The 20,237-nt window shown below is 70.5% G+C and carries 17 protein-coding genes and 1 riboswitch; of the genes, 12 read left to right on the top strand and 5 right to left on the bottom strand.

What is annotated here, in order from left to right; all coding sequences use genetic code 11:
• The first annotated feature begins 99 nt into the window (after positions 1-99).
• The 3 genes from ACFZDK_RS33025 to ACFZDK_RS33015 all read left to right on the top strand — a co-directional run bounded on the left by ACFZDK_RS33025 (position 100) and on the right by ACFZDK_RS33015 (position 3,586).
• Positions 100-834, top strand: a complete 735-nt coding sequence (locus tag ACFZDK_RS33025; RefSeq protein ID WP_390977566.1) for a helix-turn-helix domain-containing protein — start codon at positions 100-102, stop codon at positions 832-834.
• Between the two features lie 80 nt (positions 835-914).
• Complete coding sequence (locus ACFZDK_RS33020; RefSeq protein ID WP_390977564.1) at positions 915-3,266, top strand: AAA family ATPase; 2,352 nt, start codon at positions 915-917, stop codon at positions 3,264-3,266.
• A 32-nt stretch (positions 3,267-3,298) separates the two neighbouring features.
• Positions 3,299-3,586, top strand: coding sequence for a hypothetical protein (locus tag ACFZDK_RS33015; protein WP_390977563.1), 288 nt, complete (start codon positions 3,299-3,301; stop codon positions 3,584-3,586).
• Here the strand turns inward: ACFZDK_RS33015 and ACFZDK_RS33010 are convergent.
• Positions 3,576-4,370: an FHA domain-containing protein gene (locus ACFZDK_RS33010; RefSeq protein ID WP_390977562.1), complete on the bottom strand. Its 795-nt coding sequence runs from the start codon at positions 4,368-4,370 to the stop codon at positions 3,576-3,578. The two genes, ACFZDK_RS33015 and ACFZDK_RS33010, sit on opposite strands and share 11 nt — an antisense overlap.
• 179 nt (positions 4,371-4,549) lie before the next feature.
• On the opposite strand from ACFZDK_RS33010, the gene ACFZDK_RS33005 reads away from it, so the two are divergent.
• Positions 4,550-6,208, top strand: a complete 1,659-nt coding sequence (locus tag ACFZDK_RS33005) for a protein kinase (protein ID WP_390977561.1) — start codon at positions 4,550-4,552, stop codon at positions 6,206-6,208.
• A 4-nt stretch (positions 6,209-6,212) separates the two neighbouring features.
• Here ACFZDK_RS33005 and ACFZDK_RS33000 read toward each other — a convergent pair whose 3' ends face one another.
• The 4 genes from ACFZDK_RS33000 to gcvT all read right to left on the bottom strand — a co-directional run bounded on the left by ACFZDK_RS33000 (position 6,213) and on the right by gcvT (position 10,532).
• A complete protein-coding gene (locus ACFZDK_RS33000) occupies positions 6,213-7,580 on the bottom strand; it encodes an L-serine ammonia-lyase (protein WP_390977560.1) in 1,368 nt (455 codons plus the stop codon).
• A 56-nt stretch (positions 7,581-7,636) separates the two neighbouring features.
• Positions 7,637-8,914, bottom strand: a complete 1,278-nt coding sequence (gene glyA / locus ACFZDK_RS32995; protein ID WP_390977559.1) for a serine hydroxymethyltransferase — start codon at positions 8,912-8,914, stop codon at positions 7,637-7,639.
• A 14-nt stretch (positions 8,915-8,928) separates the two neighbouring features.
• Positions 8,929-9,306, bottom strand: coding sequence for a glycine cleavage system protein GcvH (gene gcvH, locus ACFZDK_RS32990; RefSeq protein WP_365692053.1), 378 nt, complete (start codon positions 9,304-9,306; stop codon positions 8,929-8,931).
• Positions 9,307-9,404: 98 nt separating this feature from the next.
• Positions 9,405-10,532: a glycine cleavage system aminomethyltransferase GcvT gene (gcvT, locus tag ACFZDK_RS32985; protein WP_390977558.1), complete on the bottom strand. Its 1,128-nt coding sequence runs from the start codon at positions 10,530-10,532 to the stop codon at positions 9,405-9,407.
• Between the two features lie 165 nt (positions 10,533-10,697).
• Positions 10,698-10,795, bottom strand: a riboswitch (glycine riboswitch).
• A gap of 162 nt (positions 10,796-10,957) precedes the next feature.
• Here gcvT and ACFZDK_RS32980 point away from each other — a divergent pair.
• From ACFZDK_RS32980 to ACFZDK_RS32945, 8 genes are all read left to right on the top strand, one after another.
• Complete coding sequence (locus ACFZDK_RS32980; RefSeq protein WP_390977557.1) at positions 10,958-11,638, top strand: AAA family ATPase; 681 nt, start codon at positions 10,958-10,960, stop codon at positions 11,636-11,638.
• A gap of 67 nt (positions 11,639-11,705) precedes the next feature.
• Positions 11,706-12,497 carry an enhanced serine sensitivity protein SseB C-terminal domain-containing protein gene (locus tag ACFZDK_RS32975; protein ID WP_390977556.1) on the top strand — a complete coding sequence of 264 codons (792 nt, stop codon included), beginning with the start codon at positions 11,706-11,708 and terminating at the stop codon, positions 12,495-12,497.
• Positions 12,498-12,696: 199 nt separating this feature from the next.
• Positions 12,697-13,452: an enhanced serine sensitivity protein SseB C-terminal domain-containing protein gene (locus tag ACFZDK_RS32970; protein WP_390977615.1), complete on the top strand. Its 756-nt coding sequence runs from the start codon at positions 12,697-12,699 to the stop codon at positions 13,450-13,452.
• Between the two features lie 354 nt (positions 13,453-13,806).
• A complete protein-coding gene (locus ACFZDK_RS32965) occupies positions 13,807-14,805 on the top strand; it encodes an ABC transporter permease subunit (RefSeq protein WP_390977555.1) in 999 nt (332 codons plus the stop codon).
• A 37-nt stretch (positions 14,806-14,842) separates the two neighbouring features.
• The gene (locus tag ACFZDK_RS32960; protein ID WP_390977554.1) at positions 14,843-16,618 is read left to right on the top strand and encodes an ABC transporter substrate-binding protein; all 1,776 of its coding nucleotides are present in this window, start codon (positions 14,843-14,845) and stop codon (positions 16,616-16,618) included.
• 72 nt (positions 16,619-16,690) lie between these two features.
• The gene (locus tag ACFZDK_RS32955; protein WP_355717000.1) at positions 16,691-17,698 is read left to right on the top strand and encodes an ABC transporter permease; all 1,008 of its coding nucleotides are present in this window, start codon (positions 16,691-16,693) and stop codon (positions 17,696-17,698) included.
• Positions 17,695-18,786 carry an oligopeptide/dipeptide ABC transporter ATP-binding protein gene (locus ACFZDK_RS32950; protein ID WP_390977553.1) on the top strand — a complete coding sequence of 364 codons (1,092 nt, stop codon included), beginning with the start codon at positions 17,695-17,697 and terminating at the stop codon, positions 18,784-18,786. Before ACFZDK_RS32955 ends, ACFZDK_RS32950 begins: the two co-directional genes overlap by 4 nt.
• Complete coding sequence (locus ACFZDK_RS32945; RefSeq protein ID WP_390977552.1) at positions 18,783-20,207, top strand: dipeptide ABC transporter ATP-binding protein; 1,425 nt, start codon at positions 18,783-18,785, stop codon at positions 20,205-20,207. Before ACFZDK_RS32950 ends, ACFZDK_RS32945 begins: the two co-directional genes overlap by 4 nt.
• Positions 20,208-20,237: the final 30 nt, after the last annotated feature.

The raw sequence follows: 20,237 nt of genomic DNA, 5'->3' as shown, positions 1-20,237 counted from the left end.
AAGATGATGGACGCGACCGTAGAGGAGGGGTCCCCGGGTAGACCGGCTACTAATACGGCTTGTGCGGCTTCGGCGGCACGGGGAAGAGAGGTGTGGCCGATGAGCAACACACGGGTGCGCGGGGCCGTGGCCTACTGGCCGCCGGCCGGGCTGCTCGGCCGGGTCGACGAGGCCGACCGCGCGATCCTCATGGGACTCGGCCACGGCGTGGCCTACCCGGCGGGTCAGATCACCATCCGCGAGGCCGACACCTCGGACTTCGCGCTGCTCCTGCTCGGCGGCATGGTCAAGGTGACCGCGCGGGCGCAGGACGGCCGCGAGGCACTGCTGGCCGTGCGGATGGCCGGGGACCTGGTCGGGGAGTTCGCCGGGATCGACGGCCAGCCGCGCGTCGGCACCGTGACCGCCTGCGGCCGGGTGCTGGCCCGCTACATCCTCCGCTCCGAACTCCTGGAGTGCACGAAACAGCACCCCACCATCGGACTCGCGCTCAGCGCGAGCGTGGTGGCCAAGCTGCGCACGGCGACCGGCCGGATCGTCGACTTCACCGGGTGCGACGTGCTCGGACGGCTGGCCAGGATCCTGCACCACCTGGCCGTCACCTACGGGCCTCCCGGCCGGAACGAAGCCCGTCTCCCGCTGTCCCAGCCGGAGATGGCCACCCTGGTCGGCGCGGCCGAGTCGTCGATCCACAAGGCCCTGCGCGCGCTGCGGGACTCGGGCGCGGTCGTGACCGGCTACCGCAGGATCACGATCCTCGACCTGGATCGCCTCGCCCGGATCGCCGTCGCGGCCGGGCCCGCCGGATCACCGGCGATCTCGCCGAACACGTAATAGCGCCGGGTTCGCAGGACGGGCCGGCGCCAGCATGGCCGAGTGCCGGGACCCGGGCGTTGGAGAGGACGGGGAAGCAGATGCCAGAGAACAACGGTGCTCCGGAGGCTTCCGGGGGGATCCGGGTCGGCGACGTCTCCGGAACGGTGGTCGTAGGCAGCAACAACACCGTGAGCATCGTGCAGGGGGCGCCCTTGCGGGATCCGGTCAAGCGCCGGCCGATCTCCCAGCTGCCGCGGTCCGCCGCCGAGCCGCTGATCGGCCGGGCCGGGGACGTGCGGATCCTGCGAGAGGCCGTCGAGACACGGCAGTTGGTGCAGGTCTGGGGCGCGTCCGGGGTCGGCAAGAGCGCGCTGCTGCGCCACCTCGCGCGCGAGCTGCCACGCGGGCCCGAAGGCGCCGCCTATGTCGAGGCCGGCGGACGTACGGCCGACGACCTCGCCCAGGCGATCTTCGACATCAGCTTCGACGCGCCGGACTACAAGCCGTCCCTGGAGGTGCTGAAAGAGCATCTGAAGACCCTGCGGCTGCGGATCTACCTGGACGACGCCGGACTCGACGAGAAGGACCTGCGCCGGCTCTTCGACATGGCCGAGCAGTCCACGTTCGTCTTCACCTCGCAGCAGCGGTCCGCGGTCGACGGCGTGCACGCGATCCGGCTCGACGGGCTGACGGCCCCGGCGGCGACGGAACTGGTGGCGGCGCTGCTCCCGCGCGCACTGGGGCCGGAGGAGGCACGGATCGTCCCCGCGCTGTGCGACGCGGTGGACGGCAACCCGCTGCGGCTGCGGCGCATCGCCCTGTCGGCCGCGACCGGCAAGGGCCTGCCGGGCATCGCCGACCTTCCCGAACTGCTTCCCGCGCTGCTGAACAGGCTCGGTCCGCAGGAACGCGACCTGCTGTACCTGCTCGGGTCGCTGTCCGGCGCCGAGCTGGCCGCCCGGCACCTGAACGAGCTGCTCGGCCTGCCGGACGCCGACGCGCTCGCCGTCGGTCTGGTGCGACACGGTCTGCTGCTCGCCTCGGAGACCGGCTACAGCTGCCCGCCGGACGTCGCCGAGTGCGTGCTGAACGTACGGAAGACGGTGTTCCCCGCCGATCGGCTCTGCCGGGCGCTCACCACGTGGGTCGAGGCGAAGGACACCACCCCCGACGACATCGCGGCCCACTTCCAGGCCCTGGACGCGGTGGTGCTGCGGGCGGAACGGAGCGGACACGCGCCGCTCGGCGCGGCGCTGGCCCGTGCCGCTTCGCCGAAGCTGGCGCTGTCCCGGCAGTTCGACGCCTGGGGCAGCCTGCTCGGAGCCGGTTGGTCGGCGGCGCGGAGCGCGGGCGACAAGGACGGCGAGGAGTTCTTCCTGCACGAGGCCCGCACCCGCCGCAGAGCGCTCGGGCGGGCCGCGCAGACGACGGCGCTGGTGCTGGAGGCGGAGGTCCTGTGGCGGGAACTCACCGCCCTGCACGCGCATTCGGCGGGCCAACAGGCCGCCGGCGCGGCATCGGCCGTCACTCCGCCGGCCCATGCGCTCACCCCGCCGACGCATGCGGTCACCCCGACGCACGGCGCGGGCGGCACGCACGCCTTCACCCACTCGACCGTGCCCACGCCCGCCCCTTCGGCCCCCGCGCACGCCTCCGTGCCGGGGCATGCGGCGAGGCCGGTGATCGATCTGTCCCATGCCTCCCCGCAGCCGCATGTCGCCGCCCATGCGACCGGCGCACACTCGGCCGCACCGATACCGAAGCGGATCGACCTCTCGGCGCACTCCTCCGTTACCCACTCGCCGCACGCCGCGGGCACCGCCCCGACCGCGGGCCACACGGGGCTGTCCGCCGCCGGTGCGGCGGGCGCCAAGGGCGGAATGTCGGCACTCGCCCTCGCCTGCGCGCTCGGCGCCGTAGCCGTGCTGGGCGTGGGCGCCGCGGTCTACGCGAACGACCAGCCGAACCCGTCGCCGGCCGTCGCGTCGAGTTCCGTCAGTACGTCGGGCTTCAGCGACGGTACTTCGTCCGCGCCCACCGTCGATCCCGTGTGCGCGGCCGGGATCCCGGATCTGATGCCGGAGATGCGGCAGTTCGACACCGACGCCTCCCTCGCGTCCGACGAACTCGACTCGTACAACAGCGCCATTGAGGACTACAACTCGGGCCTGACGTCCACGGCTCCTGACAAGAGCGCGTTGCTCTCCGACCTCAACACCGCCATCAGCGACCTTCAGACCGTCGAGTCCACGCTTCAGGAGGCCATCTCGCAAGCCCAGGACAGTTCCGTGGAATCAGATCTCAACGACATGCTGACGTCCGTCCAGCAGATGGAGAGCCAGTACCAGACGTACGCGAACGATCCGGAAGGTTCCGTGATCGACACGTCGAGTCAGGCCTCGGCGTTGGGTTCGGCCGCAGCGCGTCTGCAGACCGACTGCGGCGAGTGACCCCCCCCGAGACCGACCAGGAAAGGCGGACCATGCCCGCGGAATCCACCCACGGAGACATCCACATCGGGGATGTCTCCGGCACCGTCATCATGGGCGACAACAACCACGTGACAAACACGACGCACGGCCCCGAGCAGCCGCAGCCACACCAGCAGAACGCGGCGGAGGACCAGGCAGCCGTCTTCGCGGTCGAGCACGGCACCATGCACGTCACGTACAACGCCGGAACCGAGGGCGAGGCAGAAGGCCGAGAAACGCCGTGTGCCCCGGCCGACGACCGGCCGGGGCACGCACCCTGCGTTCCGCTCAGTCCCTGACGGCGAGCAACTCCAGGTCCTGGGCGCTCAGCGTCGCCGTCTTCAGCAGTTCCCTGATCAGGTTGACGCTGAGCGTCGAGCCGACCGGCTCGCCGACCTCGTCGCGCAGCAGTCCGCGCACCCCCCGGCGGTGCAGCCGTTCGCGGACGTCCTCGACGGTGTTCGCGACCGACTTGTAGGTCCAGGACTTGGTCACGTACGGGGAGGCGTTGACCAGACGGGCGGTGTCCTCCCAGGCCAGCGGGAGCGGGAAGGCGTCGTGGCCCTCCAGGTAGCGCCGGGCGAGCGCGGTGAGCACCAGCCGTTCCTGCGGGGAGAGTTCGTAGACCGTCTCGGGGTCCACGGTCTCCGCACCGCTCGTGGAGCGAGGGTGCCGGTCGTCCTCGTCGACGACACGGACCTCCACCAGATGGGAGCGCTGCCTGGACGAGTTGATCACCAGCGGGGTGTACCCGGACTCCATGAGCCGCTTGTGGCCGGTGAGCATCAGCACCCCGTCGGGCAGTTCGATCGGCAGATTGCCGGTGTTGACCAGCCACCAGTCGCCGTCCGTGCCCGTGCAGGTGAACACGCCGTGCCGACGGCTGACGGTCGGGTCGTCGACGCCGACCGGCACGTGCACGTCCTCGCGGTCGCGCCCGAACAGCAGGGTGTACCGGCGCGGCGGCACGGCGTACCCGCCCTCCGCACCCAGGACGAAGATCGTCCCCGGCGGCGCCGACGGCACCCTGTCGGAGGGGCTGCCCGGCGGCAGTATCTGGGGTGGGAAGTCTCCGTACGCCATGTCGCATACCTCCGGCTCGGCTCGCGTCAGTGTAGGAACGCACCGCGGGGACCGGTCCTCCCGCGGACGTGTATGCCGGGCGGGGGGCGCGGGCGATGGCGCTGTCAACTCGTGTTGCACGGCCCTGACTTGCTCGATAGCCTGCCCGCCGTGAACGCGAGCGGTCGGGGAAACTGCTGATGATGGATGGCACGGTCGCCGAACCGCTCGGTCCGGACGATCCGCAGGAGATCGGCAGCTTCAACATCATCGGCCTGCTCGGCGTCGGCGGCATGGGCGAGGTCTATCTCGGGGCGTCCGGCAAGGGCTACGCCGCTGTCAAGCGCGTTCGGCCGCGGCTGGTCACCAGCGAGCGCTTCGAACGCGAGGTCGGCATCCTCTACCGGGTCCCGGCCGGGGTCGGGCCACGGGTGCTGGCCAGCGACGGCACCGCGGAACGCCCCTGGTTCGCCACCGAGTACGTACCCGGGCTCACCGTGGACGAGGCGGTCCGGCTGCGCGGCCCGCTGCCCGCCGGGGCACTCTGGCTGCTGCTGGCCGAGACGGCCGCGCACCTGTCGGCCGTGCACGCGCACGAGATCGTGCACCGCGATGTCAAGCCCGGCAACGTCATGCTGGTGCGCGACGGCGTGAAACTGATCGACTTCGGCATCGCGCGGGCCGCGGACCAGGCCCGGCTCACCAGGAGCGGCGGCGGCTACGGAACGCAGGGGTTCTCGGCACCGGAACAGCAGGCCGGAGACGAGGACGTGGCCGCGCCCGCGGACGTCTACGCGCTCGGGGCGCTCCTGCTCTTCGCGGCCTCGGGCCGTACGCCCGGCGTCGTCCCCGACGCCGAGCCGCTGCGTGCCGTGGACGCCGACCTCGCCGCCCTCGTCGCGTCCTGTCTCGCGACCGGCCCCGGAGCCCGCCCCACCGCCGCCGAGGTGCGGGAGGCGGCCCGCCCGCACCTGCCCGCTCCCGCTCCCTCCTGGCCTTCGGAGGTCATGGCACGCATCGCCTCGCGGCGTGCCTTCGCCGCGACGCCGGTCGACAAGCTGGAGACCGTTCCGCCGCCGGACCGGGACGCGGATGCGACGCCCGGGACCGGGTCCCCGTCCGCCGCGTCACCCCGCCCCCCGCGCAGACGCCTGCTCCTGATCGCGGCCGCCGCGGTGATCGTCCTCGGCGCCGTCGCGGCGTTCGTGTTCACCCCGTCCCTCACCTCGCGGAACGGCGCGGCGCGATCGTCGTCCGGCAGTGCGTCGGACGCCGTCGAGCCCGTGGCCGGGACGGAGCGGACGTCCTCCGCGAGCCCGAGCCGTTCGGCCTCGCCCACCGCCGGGTCCGCACGCCCGACGCCGACCGCCCCGGGCGGCACGTCCGACACGTCCGGCACGGACACGATCGTCCCGCCGAGCGCGTCCGGCGCGCGCTCGTCCTCCGGCCCCGCCACGACCCCCACGGCCGACGCGTCCTCGGCGGCCGCCGTACACGTCACCTCGTCGTCGATCAGCGGCGTCAACGGCAGCGACGACCCGGCACAGGTCAAGGGCTCCGAGGCGGACACCTCCTGGGTCGGCAACGACGCCGCCTGCTCCGCCTGGCTGGACGACAACGGCTCCGGCGAGCTGGCGGGCGTGCTCAACACCTCCCTGAACCAGTCCTGCGGCGCGGAGCTCTACCGCAACGACGGCGTCGCGTACACGTTCCAGGCCGACTGGGGCGCCGCGAAGACGAGCTTCGTCCCCGATGTCGGCCACACCATGTGGATCTGCGTCTGGAACGCGAGCGACCGGTCCGACGAGCAGTGCTCCGCCCGGTTCGGCATGAAGGGCGTCACCCCCGTCAAGCAGTGAGCCCTCAGCACTCGATGATGTTCACCGCCAGCCCGCCCCGGGCCGTCTCCTTGTACTTGACGCTCATGTCGGCGCCGGTGTCCTTCATGGTCTTGATGACCTTGTCGAGGGAGACCTTGTGGGAGCCGTCGCCGCGCATGGCCATGCGGGCGGCGGTGACGGCCTTGACCGCGGCCATGCCGTTGCGTTCGATGCAGGGGATCTGGACCAGGCCGCCGACCGGGTCGCAGGTGAGGCCGAGGTTGTGCTCCATGCCGATCTCGGCCGCGTTCTCGACCTGTTCCGGGGAGCCGCCGAGGACCTCGGCGAGCGCGCCCGCCGCCATCGAGCAGGCCGAGCCGACCTCGCCCTGGCAGCCGACCTCGGCGCCGGAGATGGACGCGTTCTCCTTGAAGAGCATGCCGATCGCGCCGGCGGCGAGGAGGAAGCGGACCACCCCGTCCTCGTCGGCGCCGGGCACGAAGTTGATGTAGTAGTGCAGGACGGCGGGGATGATGCCGGCTGCGCCGTTCGTGGGGGCGGTCACCACGCGGCCGCCGGCCGCGTTCTCCTCGTTGACGGCCATCGCGTAGAGGGTGATCCACTCCATCGCGTGGGCCAGCGGGTCGCCCTCGGCGCGCAGCTGGCGCGCGGTCACGGCCGCCCTGCGCTTCACCCGGAGCCCGCCCGGCAGGATGCCCTCGCGGGTCATGCCGCGCGAGACGCAGGCCCGCATCACCTGCCAGATGTCCAGCAGACCCGCGCGGATCTCCTCCTCGGTGCGCCAGGCCCGCTCGTTCTCCAGCATCAGCGCGGAGATCGACAGACCCGTCTCCTTCGTCAGGCGCAGCAACTCGTCACCGGTGCGGAAGGGGTACTTCAGGGCCGTGTCGTCCAGCACGATGCGGTCCGCGCCGACCGCGTCCTCGTCGACGACGAAGCCGCCGCCGACCGAGTAGTACGTCTTGGAGAGCAGCTCGGCGCCCTGCGCGTCGTACGCCCACACGGTCATGCCGTTCGCGTGGTACGGGAGCGCCTTGCGGCGGTGGAGCTTGAGGTCGTTGTCGAACGAGAAGGGGATCTCGTGCTCGCCGAGCAGCGACAGGCGCCCGCTGGTCTTGATCGTCTCGATCCGGTCGTCCGCCGTCGCCACGTCGACCGTGCGCGGGGAGGCGCCCTCCAGGCCCAGCAGCACCGCCTTCGGGGTGCCGTGGCCGTGGCCGGTCGCGCCGAGGGAGCCGTACAGCTCGGACCGTACCGAGGCGACCGACTCCAGGAGCCCCTCGTTGCGCAGCCGGCGGGCGAACATCCGGGCCGCGCGCATCGGGCCCACGGTGTGGGAGCTCGACGGGCCGATGCCGATCGAGAACAGGTCGAAGACCGAGATGGCCACGGGAACTCCTTGGAAAAGGGCGGGGGCGCACGTCGTCGGGCGCCCCCACCAGGGAACTACTTGTCCAGACCGGGGTAAAGCGGGTGCTTCGCCGTCAGCGCCTCGACCCGGGTCTTCAGGGCCGCCGCGTCGGCCGCCCCGAAGGGAGAGGGCGCCTTGAGGGTCTCGGCGATCACGTCCGCGACCTCCGCGAAGTCCTCGGCCGTGAAGCCGCGGGTGGCCAGCGCCGGGGTGCCGATCCGCAGACCCGAGGTGACCATCGGCGGCCGCGGGTCGTTGGGGACGGCGTTGCGGTTGACCGTGATGCCGACCTCGTGGAGCCGGTCCTCGGCCTGCTGCCCGTCCAGCTCGGACGCGCGCAGGTCGACGAGGATCAGGTGTACGTCCGTACCGCCGGACAGGACGTTCACCCCGGCCTCGCGGGCGTCCGCCGCCGTCAGCCGCTCGGCGAGGATGCGCGCACCCTCCACCGTACGACGCTGGCGCTCCTTGAAGTCCTCCGAGGCGGCGACCTTGAAGGAGACCGCCTTCGCCGCGATCACGTGCTCCAGGGGGCCGCCCTGGAAGCCCGGGAAGACGGACGAGTTCAGCTTCTTCGCGAAGGCCTGCCTGGCGAGGATGATGCCGCCGCGCGGGCCGCCGAGGGTCTTGTGGGTGGTGGAGGTGACCACGTCGGCGTAGGGCACCGGGTTCGGGTGCAGGCCCGCCGCGACCAGGCCGGCGAAGTGCGCCATGTCGACCCACAGGTACGCCTCGACCTCGTCGGCGATCCGCCGGAACTCCGCGAAGTCCAGCTGGCGCGGGTACGCCGACCAGCCGGCGATGATCACCTTCGGGCGGTGCTCCTTGGCGAGCCGCTCGACCTCGGCCATGTCGACCAGGCCGGAGTCGTCGACGTGGTACGCGACCACGTCGAACTGCTTGCCGGAGAAGTTCAGCCGCATGCCGTGGGTCAGGTGGCCGCCGTGGGCGAGGTCCAGACCCAGGATGGTGTCGCCGGGCTGGGCCAGCGCGAACAGGGCAGCCTGGTTGGCGGAGGCACCGGAGTGCGGCTGCACGTTGGCGTACTCGGCGCCGAACAGCTCCTTCACCCGGTCGATGGCGATCTGCTCGGTGACGTCGACGTGCTCGCAGCCGCCGTAGTAGCGGCGGCCCGGGTAGCCCTCGGCGTACTTGTTGGTGAGGACCGAACCCTGGGCCTCCATGACCGCGACCGGAGCGAAGTTCTCCGAGGCGATCATCTCCAGGGTGGACTGCTGGCGCACCAGCTCGGCGTCGACCGCGGCGGCGACCTCCGGGTCGAGCTCGTGCAGGGACGTGTTCAGGACGGACATACCTCTACGACTCCTCAGCCGGCGGTGAAGGCGGTGTACTCGTCGGCGGAGAGCAGCTCGGCCGGCTCACCCGTGACGCGCACCTTGAACAGCCAGCCGCCCTCGAAGGGGGCCGAGTTGACCAGGGAGGGGTCCTCCACGACGTCCTCGTTGACCGCGGTGATCTCGCCGTCGACCGGCGAGTACAGGTCGGAGACCGACTTGGTCGACTCCAGCTCGCCGCAGGACTCGCCCGCGGTCACCGTGGCGCCGACCTCCGGGAGCTGGACGAAGACGACGTCACCGAGCGCGTTGGCCGCGTGCTCCGTGATGCCGACCGTTGCCACGCCGTCCTCGGCGGCCGACAGCCACTCGTGCTCCTTGCTGTAACGCAGCTGCTGGGGGTTGCTCATGGCCTGAATTCTCCTGTACGCGGGGGAGTGCTGGTGAAGGGGGGACTGCTGGAGGCATGCGTGACCAGCGGCGATGTGCGCAGGGTCACGCCCGGTGGCTACTTCTGGCGCTTGTAGAAGGGCAGTGCCACGACCTCGTACGGCTCGTGGGTGCCCCGGATGTCCACGCCGACGCCCGCCGTGCCGGGCGCCGAGTGCGCCGCGTCGACGTAGGCCATGGCGATCGGCCTGCCGAGGGTGGGGGAGGGGGCGCCGGAGGTGACCTCGCCGATCACCTCGCCGCCGGCGACCACGGCGAACCCGGCGCGCGGGATCCGGCGGCCCTCGGCGACCAGGCCGACCAGGACCCGCGGCGGGGTCCGCTCGGAACGGGCCGCGGCCGCGGCGAGCGCCTCGCGCCCGACGAAGTCGCCCTCCTTCTCGAACTTCACCACCCGGCCGAGCCCGGCGTCGAAGGGGGTCAGCTCGGTGGTCAGCTCGTGCCCGTACAGCGGCATGCCCGCCTCCAGGCGCAGGGTGTCCCGGCAGGACAGCCCGCAGGGCACCAGGCCGACGCCCTCGCCGGCCTCGGTCAGCGCCTGCCACAGCGCCACGGCGTGCTCCGGCTTCACGAACAGCTCGAAGCCGTCCTCGCCGGTGTAGCCGGTGCGCGCGATCAGCGCCGGGACCCCGGCGACGGTGCCGGGCAGCCCGGCGTAGTACTTCAGGCCGTCCAGGTCGGCGTCGGTCAGCGCCTTCAGGATCCCGGGCGACTCCGGGCCCTGGACGGCGATCAGGGCGTACGCGTCCCGGTCGTCGCGCACCTCGGCGTCGAACCCGGCGGAGCGCTCGACGAGCGCGTCCAGGACGACCTGGGCGTTGGAGGCGTTGGCGACGACCAGGTACTCGGTCCCGGCCAGCCGGTAGACGATCAGGTCGTCCAGGATGCCGCCGTCGGCCCGGCAGATCATGGTGTAGCGGGCCCGGCCCACGCCGACCGAGGCGATGTTCCCGACCAGGGCGTGGTTCAGCAGACCGGCCGCCTCCGGACCGGTCACGGTGATCTCGCCCATGTGGGAGAGGTCGAAGAGCCCGGCTCGGGTCCGCACCGCGACATGCTCGTCGCGTTCGGAGCCGTAGCGCAGGGGCATGTCCCAGCCGGCGAAGTCGGTCATGGTCGCGCCCAGCGAGCGGTGCAGGGCATCGAGCGCGGTACGGCGCGGTCCAGCGGAATCGGTACTGCTCATCGGTCGTTCGTCTCCCAAAGGTCCCGGGGGTTCCAGGGCATGACAGGCGGGGCTGTCCTCCCCATCTGTCATCGGAACCTGAGAGGTTCGCCCTGACCACCTTCGTGATCACGGCTTGCACCTTGGGTGGGGCCACCGACATGGCGGCCCGCTTTTCAGATGTGCCTCGCCCGCGCGGTAACGGGGCCTGAGAGATTCAAGGGAGGGACTTGCTCCTTCGGCGCCCCAGTGAAGGCTGCTGGGGACTCTCCCGCGCGGATTCAAACGGCCGGTATGCAGTTGGCGGCCACATCATTGCATGCCGGGCGGAGCTTTGTAACGGGGCTGTGGCCGGACGCGAACGGAACCGCGAGACACCGTGCATTACCTTCTCTTTACATTAAGTGGGGAGAACCTTTCCTGAACCCCCGGGGAGGACGATCACGGTGACACGGACCACGGCATACGCGACGACGACAGGCCTCGCCCTGCCCGGGCAGCCGGCGGCCCCCGCCCGCGAGCGGTGCGGCGACCTCCCCATGGCCCCGGTCGTCCGCGACCTGCGCGAGCGCGCCGGCCACAGCCCGCACGGCCTGCTCTTCGGCCCCCGTGACCTGGTCGTGGTCACCGGGCTGCCCGGCAGCGGCAAGTCGACCCTGATGCACCGCACCGTCCAGGGCATCCGCATCGACTCCCAGGACACCCGCGACCGCTGGGACGCCCGCCTGGCCCGCTTCCTGCCCTACGCCCTCTACCGCCCGCTGGTCCGGCTCGCCCACTACGCCGGACTGCGCCGCGCCCTGGGCACCGGCGAGGGCGTCGTGGTGCACGACTGCGGCACCCAGGCCTGGGTGCGCGACTGGCTGGCCCGCGAGGCCCGCCGCCGCGGCGGCACCCTGCACCTGCTCCTCCTGGACGTCACGCCCGGCACGGCCCTGGACGGCCAGCGCGAGCGCGGCCGGGGCGTCTCCCGGTACGCCTTCCTGCGCCACCACCGGGCGGCCGGCCGGCTGCTGCGCGCGGCGGAGAAGGGGAAGCTGCCCGAGGGGGTCGGCGCCGCGGTGCTGCTCGACCGGGACGCGGCGGACGTGCTGCACCGGATCGCCTTCGCGCGCCGAACGGACTGATGGACTTGTCGGCGCCACCCGCTAGCCTTTCCAGCCTCAGCAGTGGTTTCCAGCAGGCGGTAGGCAGATGGACTTCCCGGCGGACATTCCCGCGGACTTCCCGGCACAGGCACACCCCCACCCGCACGGCGGTTGGCCCGGCAACGAACTGGAGGAGGTGCTGTCGGCCTCCCTCGGCGTGCCCGCGGCGGCGGCCCGGCTCATCGAGGTACTGAGCCGCAGCTTCCTCTGGATCCCGCTGCCGGAGGGCGGCGGCCCGCACAGCGGCCCGCTGGACCTGCCCACCACGGAGATCGAGGGCCAGGTGTACGTCCCGGTCTTCAGCTCCGAGGAGCAGTTCCGGCTGGTCGTCGGCTCCCATCTGTCGTACACCATCGCCCCCGCCGTCGAGTTCGCGCGCGGCCTGCCGCCGCAGGTCGGCGTCGCCGTGAACCCCGGGGGAGTGGTCGGCCTCCCGCTGCCGCCCGAGGCGGTCGCCGAGCTGTGCCGCACCGGGCGCACCGAACTGGACGGTCCCGCCTCGGGCGGCCGGGTCCGCCTCTTCGAGCCGGACTGGCAGGACGACCCGATGGACTTCCTGGCCGCCGCGGCGGCGGAGTTCGCGGCGATCGGCGTGGTCGCCACGGCCCGCCGCTGCCTGGCCGCGGTCGAGACCGCCGACCCCGTGATGTTCGTCGGCGTCGAACTCTCCCAGTGGGAGGGCGACCTGCGCGCCCTGCCCCTGGAGGCCCTCGGCCGGGCCCTCGGCCGAGTGCCAATGAGGTGGCCGGTCAACCTCGTCCTGCTCGACGTGGCCGACGACCCGGTAGGCCACTGGATGCGGGAGAACGTCCGCCCCTTCTACCAATACGGTCACTGAAACGCCCCGCCAGGGGCCCGGAGCTGTACCGATGTGCGGCTCCGCCGCGTGGGCGCGGCCAGCTACAGCCAGACCCGCACTCGCGCACGCACAACAGGTCCCGAGCCACTGGGCGCTTAAGCTGTCACCACACGCGGGGCAACTCTTCGAAGGGGCGGTACGACAGGTGAGCGCGAGCCTCAGCGGCAGCGTCGAGCACATGCTGCGCCAGGTGACCCCCGGGCGCTACGACGCCTACGAGGCACTCCTCCGCGCCCTCGCCACGCCCTCCTCCGGCCAGGTCTGGATGCTGCTCTGGCACGGCCAGTCCGGCTCCCCGGACGCCCAGTACGGGAACATGGAGGTCGACGGCCACGGCTACGCCCCCTGTGTGACCTCGGCCCAGGAGCTCTCCGCGAGCGGCTGGAACCGCTCGTACGAGGTGGTCGACGGCGTCGACGTGGCCCGCACCCTCTACCCCGACCACTACGGCCTCTGGCTCAACCCGCACGCCCCGGGCGGCGGCGTCGGCATCCCCTGGCTGGACCTGCGCCGGATCGCGGCCGGCCTGGACCGCCAGCCGGCGGGGCCGTTGCGGCTGACGGAACCGGCGATCGAGGTCCCGCAGTTCTACGCGCTCCTGTCGCAGAACGCCCACCGCACCCCGGCGGTCCGCTCGCTGCGGCGTGCCTGGGTGCAGCCGGCGCTCGGGGCGCCGTATCTCGCGATCGGCCTGGACGTGTACGACACCTCGCCGCCCGCCGTCGACTCGGTGCGCGCGATGATGCAGCAGTCGATCGGGGCGGTGCCGGACGGGCTGCCGGTGTCGACGGTGGCGATGACCGACGAGTACGACCCGGTCGTGATGTGGATGCGGGCGACGGCACGCCCGTTCTACGACCGGGAGGCGCACGCGGCGTTGCCGCCGGCGCCGATGGCCGGGTACGGCTACCCACCGGCCCAGGGCGGTTACTGAGCCGACCGGGCGCTCCGTCCGGGGCGGCTGAGACGGTTCACAAGTTTTACGTGACGAACACATTTCTCCGCGCGTAGATGACGATGGAACGTTCCGTTCCGCCCGGATTGACCTCTTTGTCCCAACTGACCCGCGTCCGAGGGGCGTTACCCATTGTTCGGATAACGGAATCCCCCGGACTGCATCACGGTTGCGCATACTTTCTCCGCCAGATCTGGCGGGTGATCGCGGCGACGCTGAAGACTCGCCAGTCAGACATGAGGTTGGTTTAAACCTCATGATCGAGCAAGTCGACAAAGCCGCAATCCGCGGCTGGCGTAGGCCGGTCACCACCGGCGAGAGGGGTCGCTCACCGTGACCGCACCGATCGAGACCACCGGGGCGGCAGCCGAGGCACAGCCGGAGGCTGTGCTGGAGGGTGCCGGTAAGGGGCAGATCGAGGGTCGTTCCCTCGGGCAGATCGCCTGGTCCCGGTTCAAGAAGGACAAGGTGGCCGTCGCGGGCGGCGTCATCGTGATCCTGCTGATCGTCGTCGCGATCCTGGCCCGTCCCATCCAGGCCCTCTTCGGTCTCGACCCCAACGCCTTCCACCAGGAGCTGATCGACGCCAACACCTCGCTGCCGACCGGCGGCTGGGGCGGGATGAGCCTCGATCACCCGCTGGGCGTGGACCCGAAGTTCGGCCGTGACATCGCCACCCGCATCCTCGAGGGCTCCTGGGTGTCGCTGGTGGTGGCCTTCGGCTCCACGATCCTGTCGAACGTGATCGGCGCGATCCTGGGTGTCGTCGCCGGCTACTACGGCGGACGCGTGGACTCGGTCATCAGCCGGCTGATGGACACCTTCCTCGCCTTCCCTCTCCTGCTGTTCGCCATCGCCATCTCCGCCACCCTGCAGGGCGGGGCGTTCGGCCTGAACGGACTGCCGCTGCACCTCAGCGTGCTGATCTTCGTCATCGGCTTCTTCAACTGGCCCTACCTGGGCCGGATCGTGCGCGGCCAGACCCTCGCCCTGCGGGAGCGCGAGTTCGTCGACGCCTCCCGCGGCATGGGTGCCAAGGGCCCGTACATCCTGTTCCGCGAGCTGATGCCCAACCTGGTCGGCCCGATCATCGTCTACTCGACGCTGCTGATCCCGACCAACATCCTCTTCGAGGCGTCCCTCAGCTTCCTCGGCGTCGGCATCCAGCCGCCGCAGGCGTCCTGGGGCGGCATGCTCCGCGAAGCGGTGACGTACTACCAGGTCGATCCCGAGTACATGATCGTGCCCGGCCTCGCAATCTTCGTGACCGTGCTGGCGTTCAACCTGCTCGGTGACGGTCTCCGCGACGCTCTCGACCCGCGCAGCCGCTGACGCCTGCAGCCATCGAGAGCCCGAAAAGTTTCCGACAATGGAGGGGAACCCGCCCATCATGCGAAGGTCAGCGCTGGCCGCGATCGCGGCCATCGGCTCCGCCACCCTGCTGGTTGCAGGGTGCAGCAAGGCCGATGACAACAAGGACGGCAACGACGGCGGCAGCTCCGCCGCGGCCAACGCCGCCACCAAGGGTGTCGTCAACGCGTCCGACAAGAAGGGCGGGACGGTCACCTACGAGCTGTCCGACGTCCCGGACTCGTTCGACCCCGGCAACACGTACTACGCGTACATGTACAACTTCAGCCGGCTGTACGCCCGCCCGCTGATGACGTTCGAGCCCGGCCCCGGCTCCAAGGGCAACACCCTGGTCCCGGACCTCGCCGCGAGCAAGGGTGTCCCGAGCGACGGCGGCAAGACCTGGACGTACAAGCTGCGTTCGGGCCTGAAGTACCAGGACGGCACGGCGATCACGTCCAAGGACGTCAAGTACGCCGTCGAGCGCTCCAACTTCGCGCGTGACGTGCTCTCCCTCGGCCCGAACTACTTCCAGCAGTTCCTGGTCGGCGGCGACAAGTACAAGGGCCCCTACAAGGACAAGAGCGCCAAGGGCCTGTCGTCCATCGAGACCCCGGACGACACCACGATCGTCTTCCACCTGAAGCAGGCCTTCCAGGAGTTCGACTACCTGGTCTCGGCCCCGCAGACGGCCCCGGTCCCGCAGGCCAAGGACAACGGCGTCGACTACGTCAAGAACATCGTGTCCTCGGGCTCGTACCAGTTCCAGAGCTACCAGGACGGCAAGCAGGCCGTGCTGGTCCGCAACAAGAACTGGGACCCGAAGACCGACCCGCTGCGCAAGCAGCTGCCGGACAAGATCGTCGTCAACCTGAAGGTCAACGCCGAGACGATCGACAAGGACGTCCTGGCCGGCGACGCGATCGACCTCGGCGGTACGGGTGTCCAGGCCGCCACGCAGGCCCAGGTGCTCACCGACTCCGCCAAGAAGGCCAACACGGACAACACCTACGGTGGCCGTCTGGTCTACATGGCGATCAACACCAAGGTCGCGCCGTTCAACAACGTCTCGTGCCGCAAGGCCGTCGAGTACGCGATCGACAAGGTCTCGGTGCAGACCGCCGAGGGCGGCCCGATCCGCGGTGACGTCGCCACCACGGTGCTGCCGCCGGACATCCCGGGCTACTCGAAGGCGGACGCCTACGCCACCACCGGCAACAAGGGTGACGTGGCAAAGGCCAAGGAGCAGCTGAAGGCCTGCGGCAAGACGTCGATCAACACCAACATCACGGCCCGCTCGGACCGCCCGCAGGAGATCGACGCCGCCACGGCGATCATCAACTCGCTGAAGAAGGTCGGCATCAACGCCAGCCTGAAGCAGTACCCGTCGGGCAAGTACTTCACCGACTACGCCGGTGTGCCGAAGTTCGTCAACAAGCAGAACGTCGGCCTGATGATGATGCAGTGGGGTGCCGACTGGCCGTCCGGCTACGGCTTCCTGCAGCAGATCCTGAACGGTCAGGCGATCAGCCAGTCCGGTAACACCAACCTGTCGCAGTACGACAACAAGTCGGTCAACGACCTGCTGGCCAAGGCGATCGGCACGCAGGACGACACCGAGCGCAACAGCATCTACACGCAGATCGACAAGCAGACCATGGACGACGCGGCCCTCGTGCCGCTGACCTACTTCAAGGTCCTGCTGGCCCGCCCGACCACCTTCACCAACCTGGTTTCCACGGCGGCCTTCAGCGGTCAGTACGACTACCTCAACATCGGCGTAGCGTCGAAGTAGCAGCCCCGGAAGGCAGGTGAAGGCATTGGTGCCCGCGGGCCGAGAGGCCCGCGGGCACCAGCGCCGATCCCCGTGATCTCGTACATCCTCCGTCGGACGCTCGCAGCGGTGATCCTGCTGCTGGTCGTCTCCGCGGTCACCTTCGCCATCTTCTTCGTGCTGCCACGACTCGCCGGGCAGACCGCTGATCAGCTGGCGCAGCAGTACATCGGCAAGAGCCCGTCGAAGGCGGACATCGCCGCGGTCAAGCACAACCTCGGTCTGGACCAGCCCGTCTACGTTCAGTACTGGCACTTCATCAAGGGGATCGTCTCCGGCGCCACCTATGACCTGGGCCCGACCACGGTGCACTGTGACGCGCCGTGCTTCGGCTACTCCTTCAAGACCCACCAGGCGGTCTGGCCGCAGCTGACCTCCCGGATGCCGGTGACCCTGTCGCTGGCCGCCGGCGCCGCCGTGCTGTGGCTGATCTCCGGCGTGGTGATCGGCGTGATCTCCGCGCTGAAGCCGCGCTCCTTCTTCGACCGCGCCTTCATGGGCGTGGCCCTCGCGGGCGTCTCGCTGCCCATGTTCTTCACCGGCAACCTGGCGATCCTGCTCTTCACCTACCAGTGGCCGATCTTCGGCCGCACGTACGTCCCGTTGACCGAGAACCCGGCACAGTGGGCCAACACCCTGATCCCCGCCTGGTGCTCGCTCGCGCTCCTGTATTCGGCCATCTACGCGCGGCTCACCCGCTCGGGCATGCTGGAGACGATGAACGAGGACTACATCCGCACGGCCCGCGCCAAGGGCCTGCGCGAGCGCAAGGTCGTCGTCCGGCACGGACTGCGCGCCGCGCTCACCCCGATCATCACCGTCTTCGGCATGGACCTCGGTCTGCTGCTCGGCGGCGCGGTGATCACCGAGACCGTGTTCTCGCTGCACGGTGTCGGCCAGTACGCGGTGCAGGCCATCGACGACAACGACCTGCCCCCGATCCTCGGCGTGACCCTGCTCGCCGCCTTCTTCGTCGTGATCGCAAATCTCCTGGTGGACCTGCTCTACGCGGCCGCCGACCCGCGGGTGAGGCTCTCGTGACCGAACTCTCCAAGACCGGCGCCGCGGTGGGCGAGCCCACCCCGTCCCAGGGCTCCGACGCCTTCCTCGAAGTCCGCGACCTCAAGGTGCACTTCCCGACCGACGACGGCCTCGTCAAGTCGGTCGACGGGCTCAGCTTCTCCCTGGAGAAGGGCAAGACCCTCTCCATCGTGGGCGAGTCCGGTTCCGGCAAGTCCGTCACCTCGCTGGCCATCATGGGCCTGCACCGGCTCGGCGCCCGCGGCAAGAACGTGCAGATGTCCGGTGAGATCTGGCTCGGCGGCAAGGAGCTGGTCAGCGCCTCCCCGGACGAGGTGCGCCGGCTGCGCGGCCGCGAGATGGCGATGATCTTCCAGGACCCGCTGTCCGCGATGCACCCGTACTACAAGATCGGCGACCAGATCGTCGAGGCGTACCGGGTCCACAACAACGTCAGCAAGAAGGTCGCCCGCACCCGCGCCATCGAGATGCTCGACCGGGTCGGCATCCCCGAACCCGCCAAGCGCGTCGACGGCTACCCGCACGAGTTCTCCGGCGGTATGCGCCAGCGCGCCATGATCGCCATGGCCCTGGTCAACAACCCCGAGCTGCTCATCGCGGACGAGCCGACCACCGCCCTCGACGTCACCGTCCAGGCGCAGATCCTCGACCTGATCCGCGACCTCCAGAAGGAGTTCGGCTCCGCGGTCGTCCTCATCACCCACGACCTGGGTGTGGTGGCCGAGATCGCCGACGACGTGCTGGTGATGTACGGCGGCCGGTGCGTGGAGCGCGGACCGGTCGACGAGATCTTCGAGAAGCCGCAGCACCCCTACACCTGGGGCCTGCTGGGCTCGATGCCGCGCATCGACCGCGAGACCTCCGACCGGCTCATCCCGGTCAAGGGACAGCCGCCGAGCCTCATCAACGTCCCCTCGGGCTGCGCCTTCCACCCGCGCTGCCCGTACGCGGACCTTCCCAAGGGGAACGTCACCCGCACGGTCCGCCCCGAGCTGCAGCAGGTCGACGGCGGCCACTGGTCCGCCTGCCACCTCTCGGCCGAGGACCGGACGCGGATCTGGACCGAAGAGATTGCGCCGAAGCTGTGAGCGACACGAAGAAAACCGATGAGGCGGTCATCCCGCAGCAGGCGCCGGCTCCCGAGGAAGCGTCCGGGAAGGCGTCCGGTGAGCGGGAGGTGCTGCTGAAGGTCGAGGGCCTGCAGAAGCACTTCCCGATCAAGAAGGGCATCCTGCAGCGGCAGGTGGCCGCGGTGAAGGCCGTCGACGGTATCGACTTCGAGGTGCGCAAGGGCGAGACCCTGGGCGTGGTCGGCGAGTCGGGCTGCGGCAAGTCGACCATGGGCCGGGTCATCACCCGCCTCCAGGACCCGACCGGCGGCAAGGTCACCTTCGAGGGCCAGGACATCACGCACCTGTCCACCGCGAAGATGCGCCCGCTGCGCCGCGACATCCAGATGATCTTCCAGGACCCGTACGGCTCCCTGAACCCGCGTCACACCATCGGCTCCATCGTCTCCGCGCCGTTCCGGCTGCAGGGCGTCGAGCCGGAGGGCGGGGTCAAGAAGGAGGTCCAGCGGCTCCTCGAACTGGTCGGCCTCAGCCCCGAGCACTACAACCGCTACCCGCACGAGTTCTCCGGCGGTCAGCGCCAGCGCATCGGCATCGCCCGCGCGCTCGCCCTGAAGCCGAAGCTGGTCGTCGCCGACGAGCCCGTCTCCGCCCTGGACGTCTCCATCCAGGCGCAGGTCGTCAACCTCATGGACGACCTCCAGGAGGAGCTCGGCCTCACGTACGTGATCATCGCCCACGACCTCTCCGTCGTCCGGCATGTCTCGGACCGGGTCGCGGTGATGTACCTCGGCAAGATCGTCGAACTCGCGGACAGCCCCAAGCTGTACGAGTCGCCGATGCACCCGTACACCAAGGCCCTGATGTCGGCCGTGCCGGTGCCGGACCCGAAGCGCCGGGGCCAGAAGAGCGAGCGCATCCTGCTCCGCGGTGACGTGCCGTCGCCGATCGCCCCGCCGTCCGGCTGCCGCTTCCACACGCGGTGCTGGAAGGCGACGGAGATCTGCAAGACGACCGAGCCGCAGCTCCTGGAACTCCGCCCGGGCCAGCGGGTCGCCTGCCACCACCCGGAGAACTTCGCCGACCAGGCCCCGCAGGACACGGTCCTGCTGACCGCGGCGAAGGAGGCCTCGGAGCTGGTGGGCGAGGCGGTCCTGGAGGAGGAGGCGAAGACGTCGGCGGCGATCGCGGCAGAGGTCGCCGAACCCGAGGTCGCCGAACCCGAGGTCGCCGAAGCCGAGGTCGCCGAGGCCGAGGCTCCCGAGGCCGACGCTTCTGAGGCGGACGCCTCCGACGAGGACGCCTCCGACGAGGACGCCTCCGACGCCGAGGAGCCGGAGGCCGACGCGCCCGCGGCTGACGCGTCGTCCGAGACTCCCGCCGCTTCCGACGCGTCCACAGAGGCGTCACCGAAGTCACAGGAGTCAACCGACAAGTAGCCCATGACACAACTAGGTAAAGTCATGTAC

The organism is Streptomyces sp. NPDC007901 (genome assembly GCF_042959465.1).
Taxonomy (GTDB): Bacteria; Actinomycetota; Actinomycetes; order Streptomycetales; family Streptomycetaceae; genus Streptomyces.
This window is presented reverse-complemented; position numbering and strand designations above follow the sequence as displayed.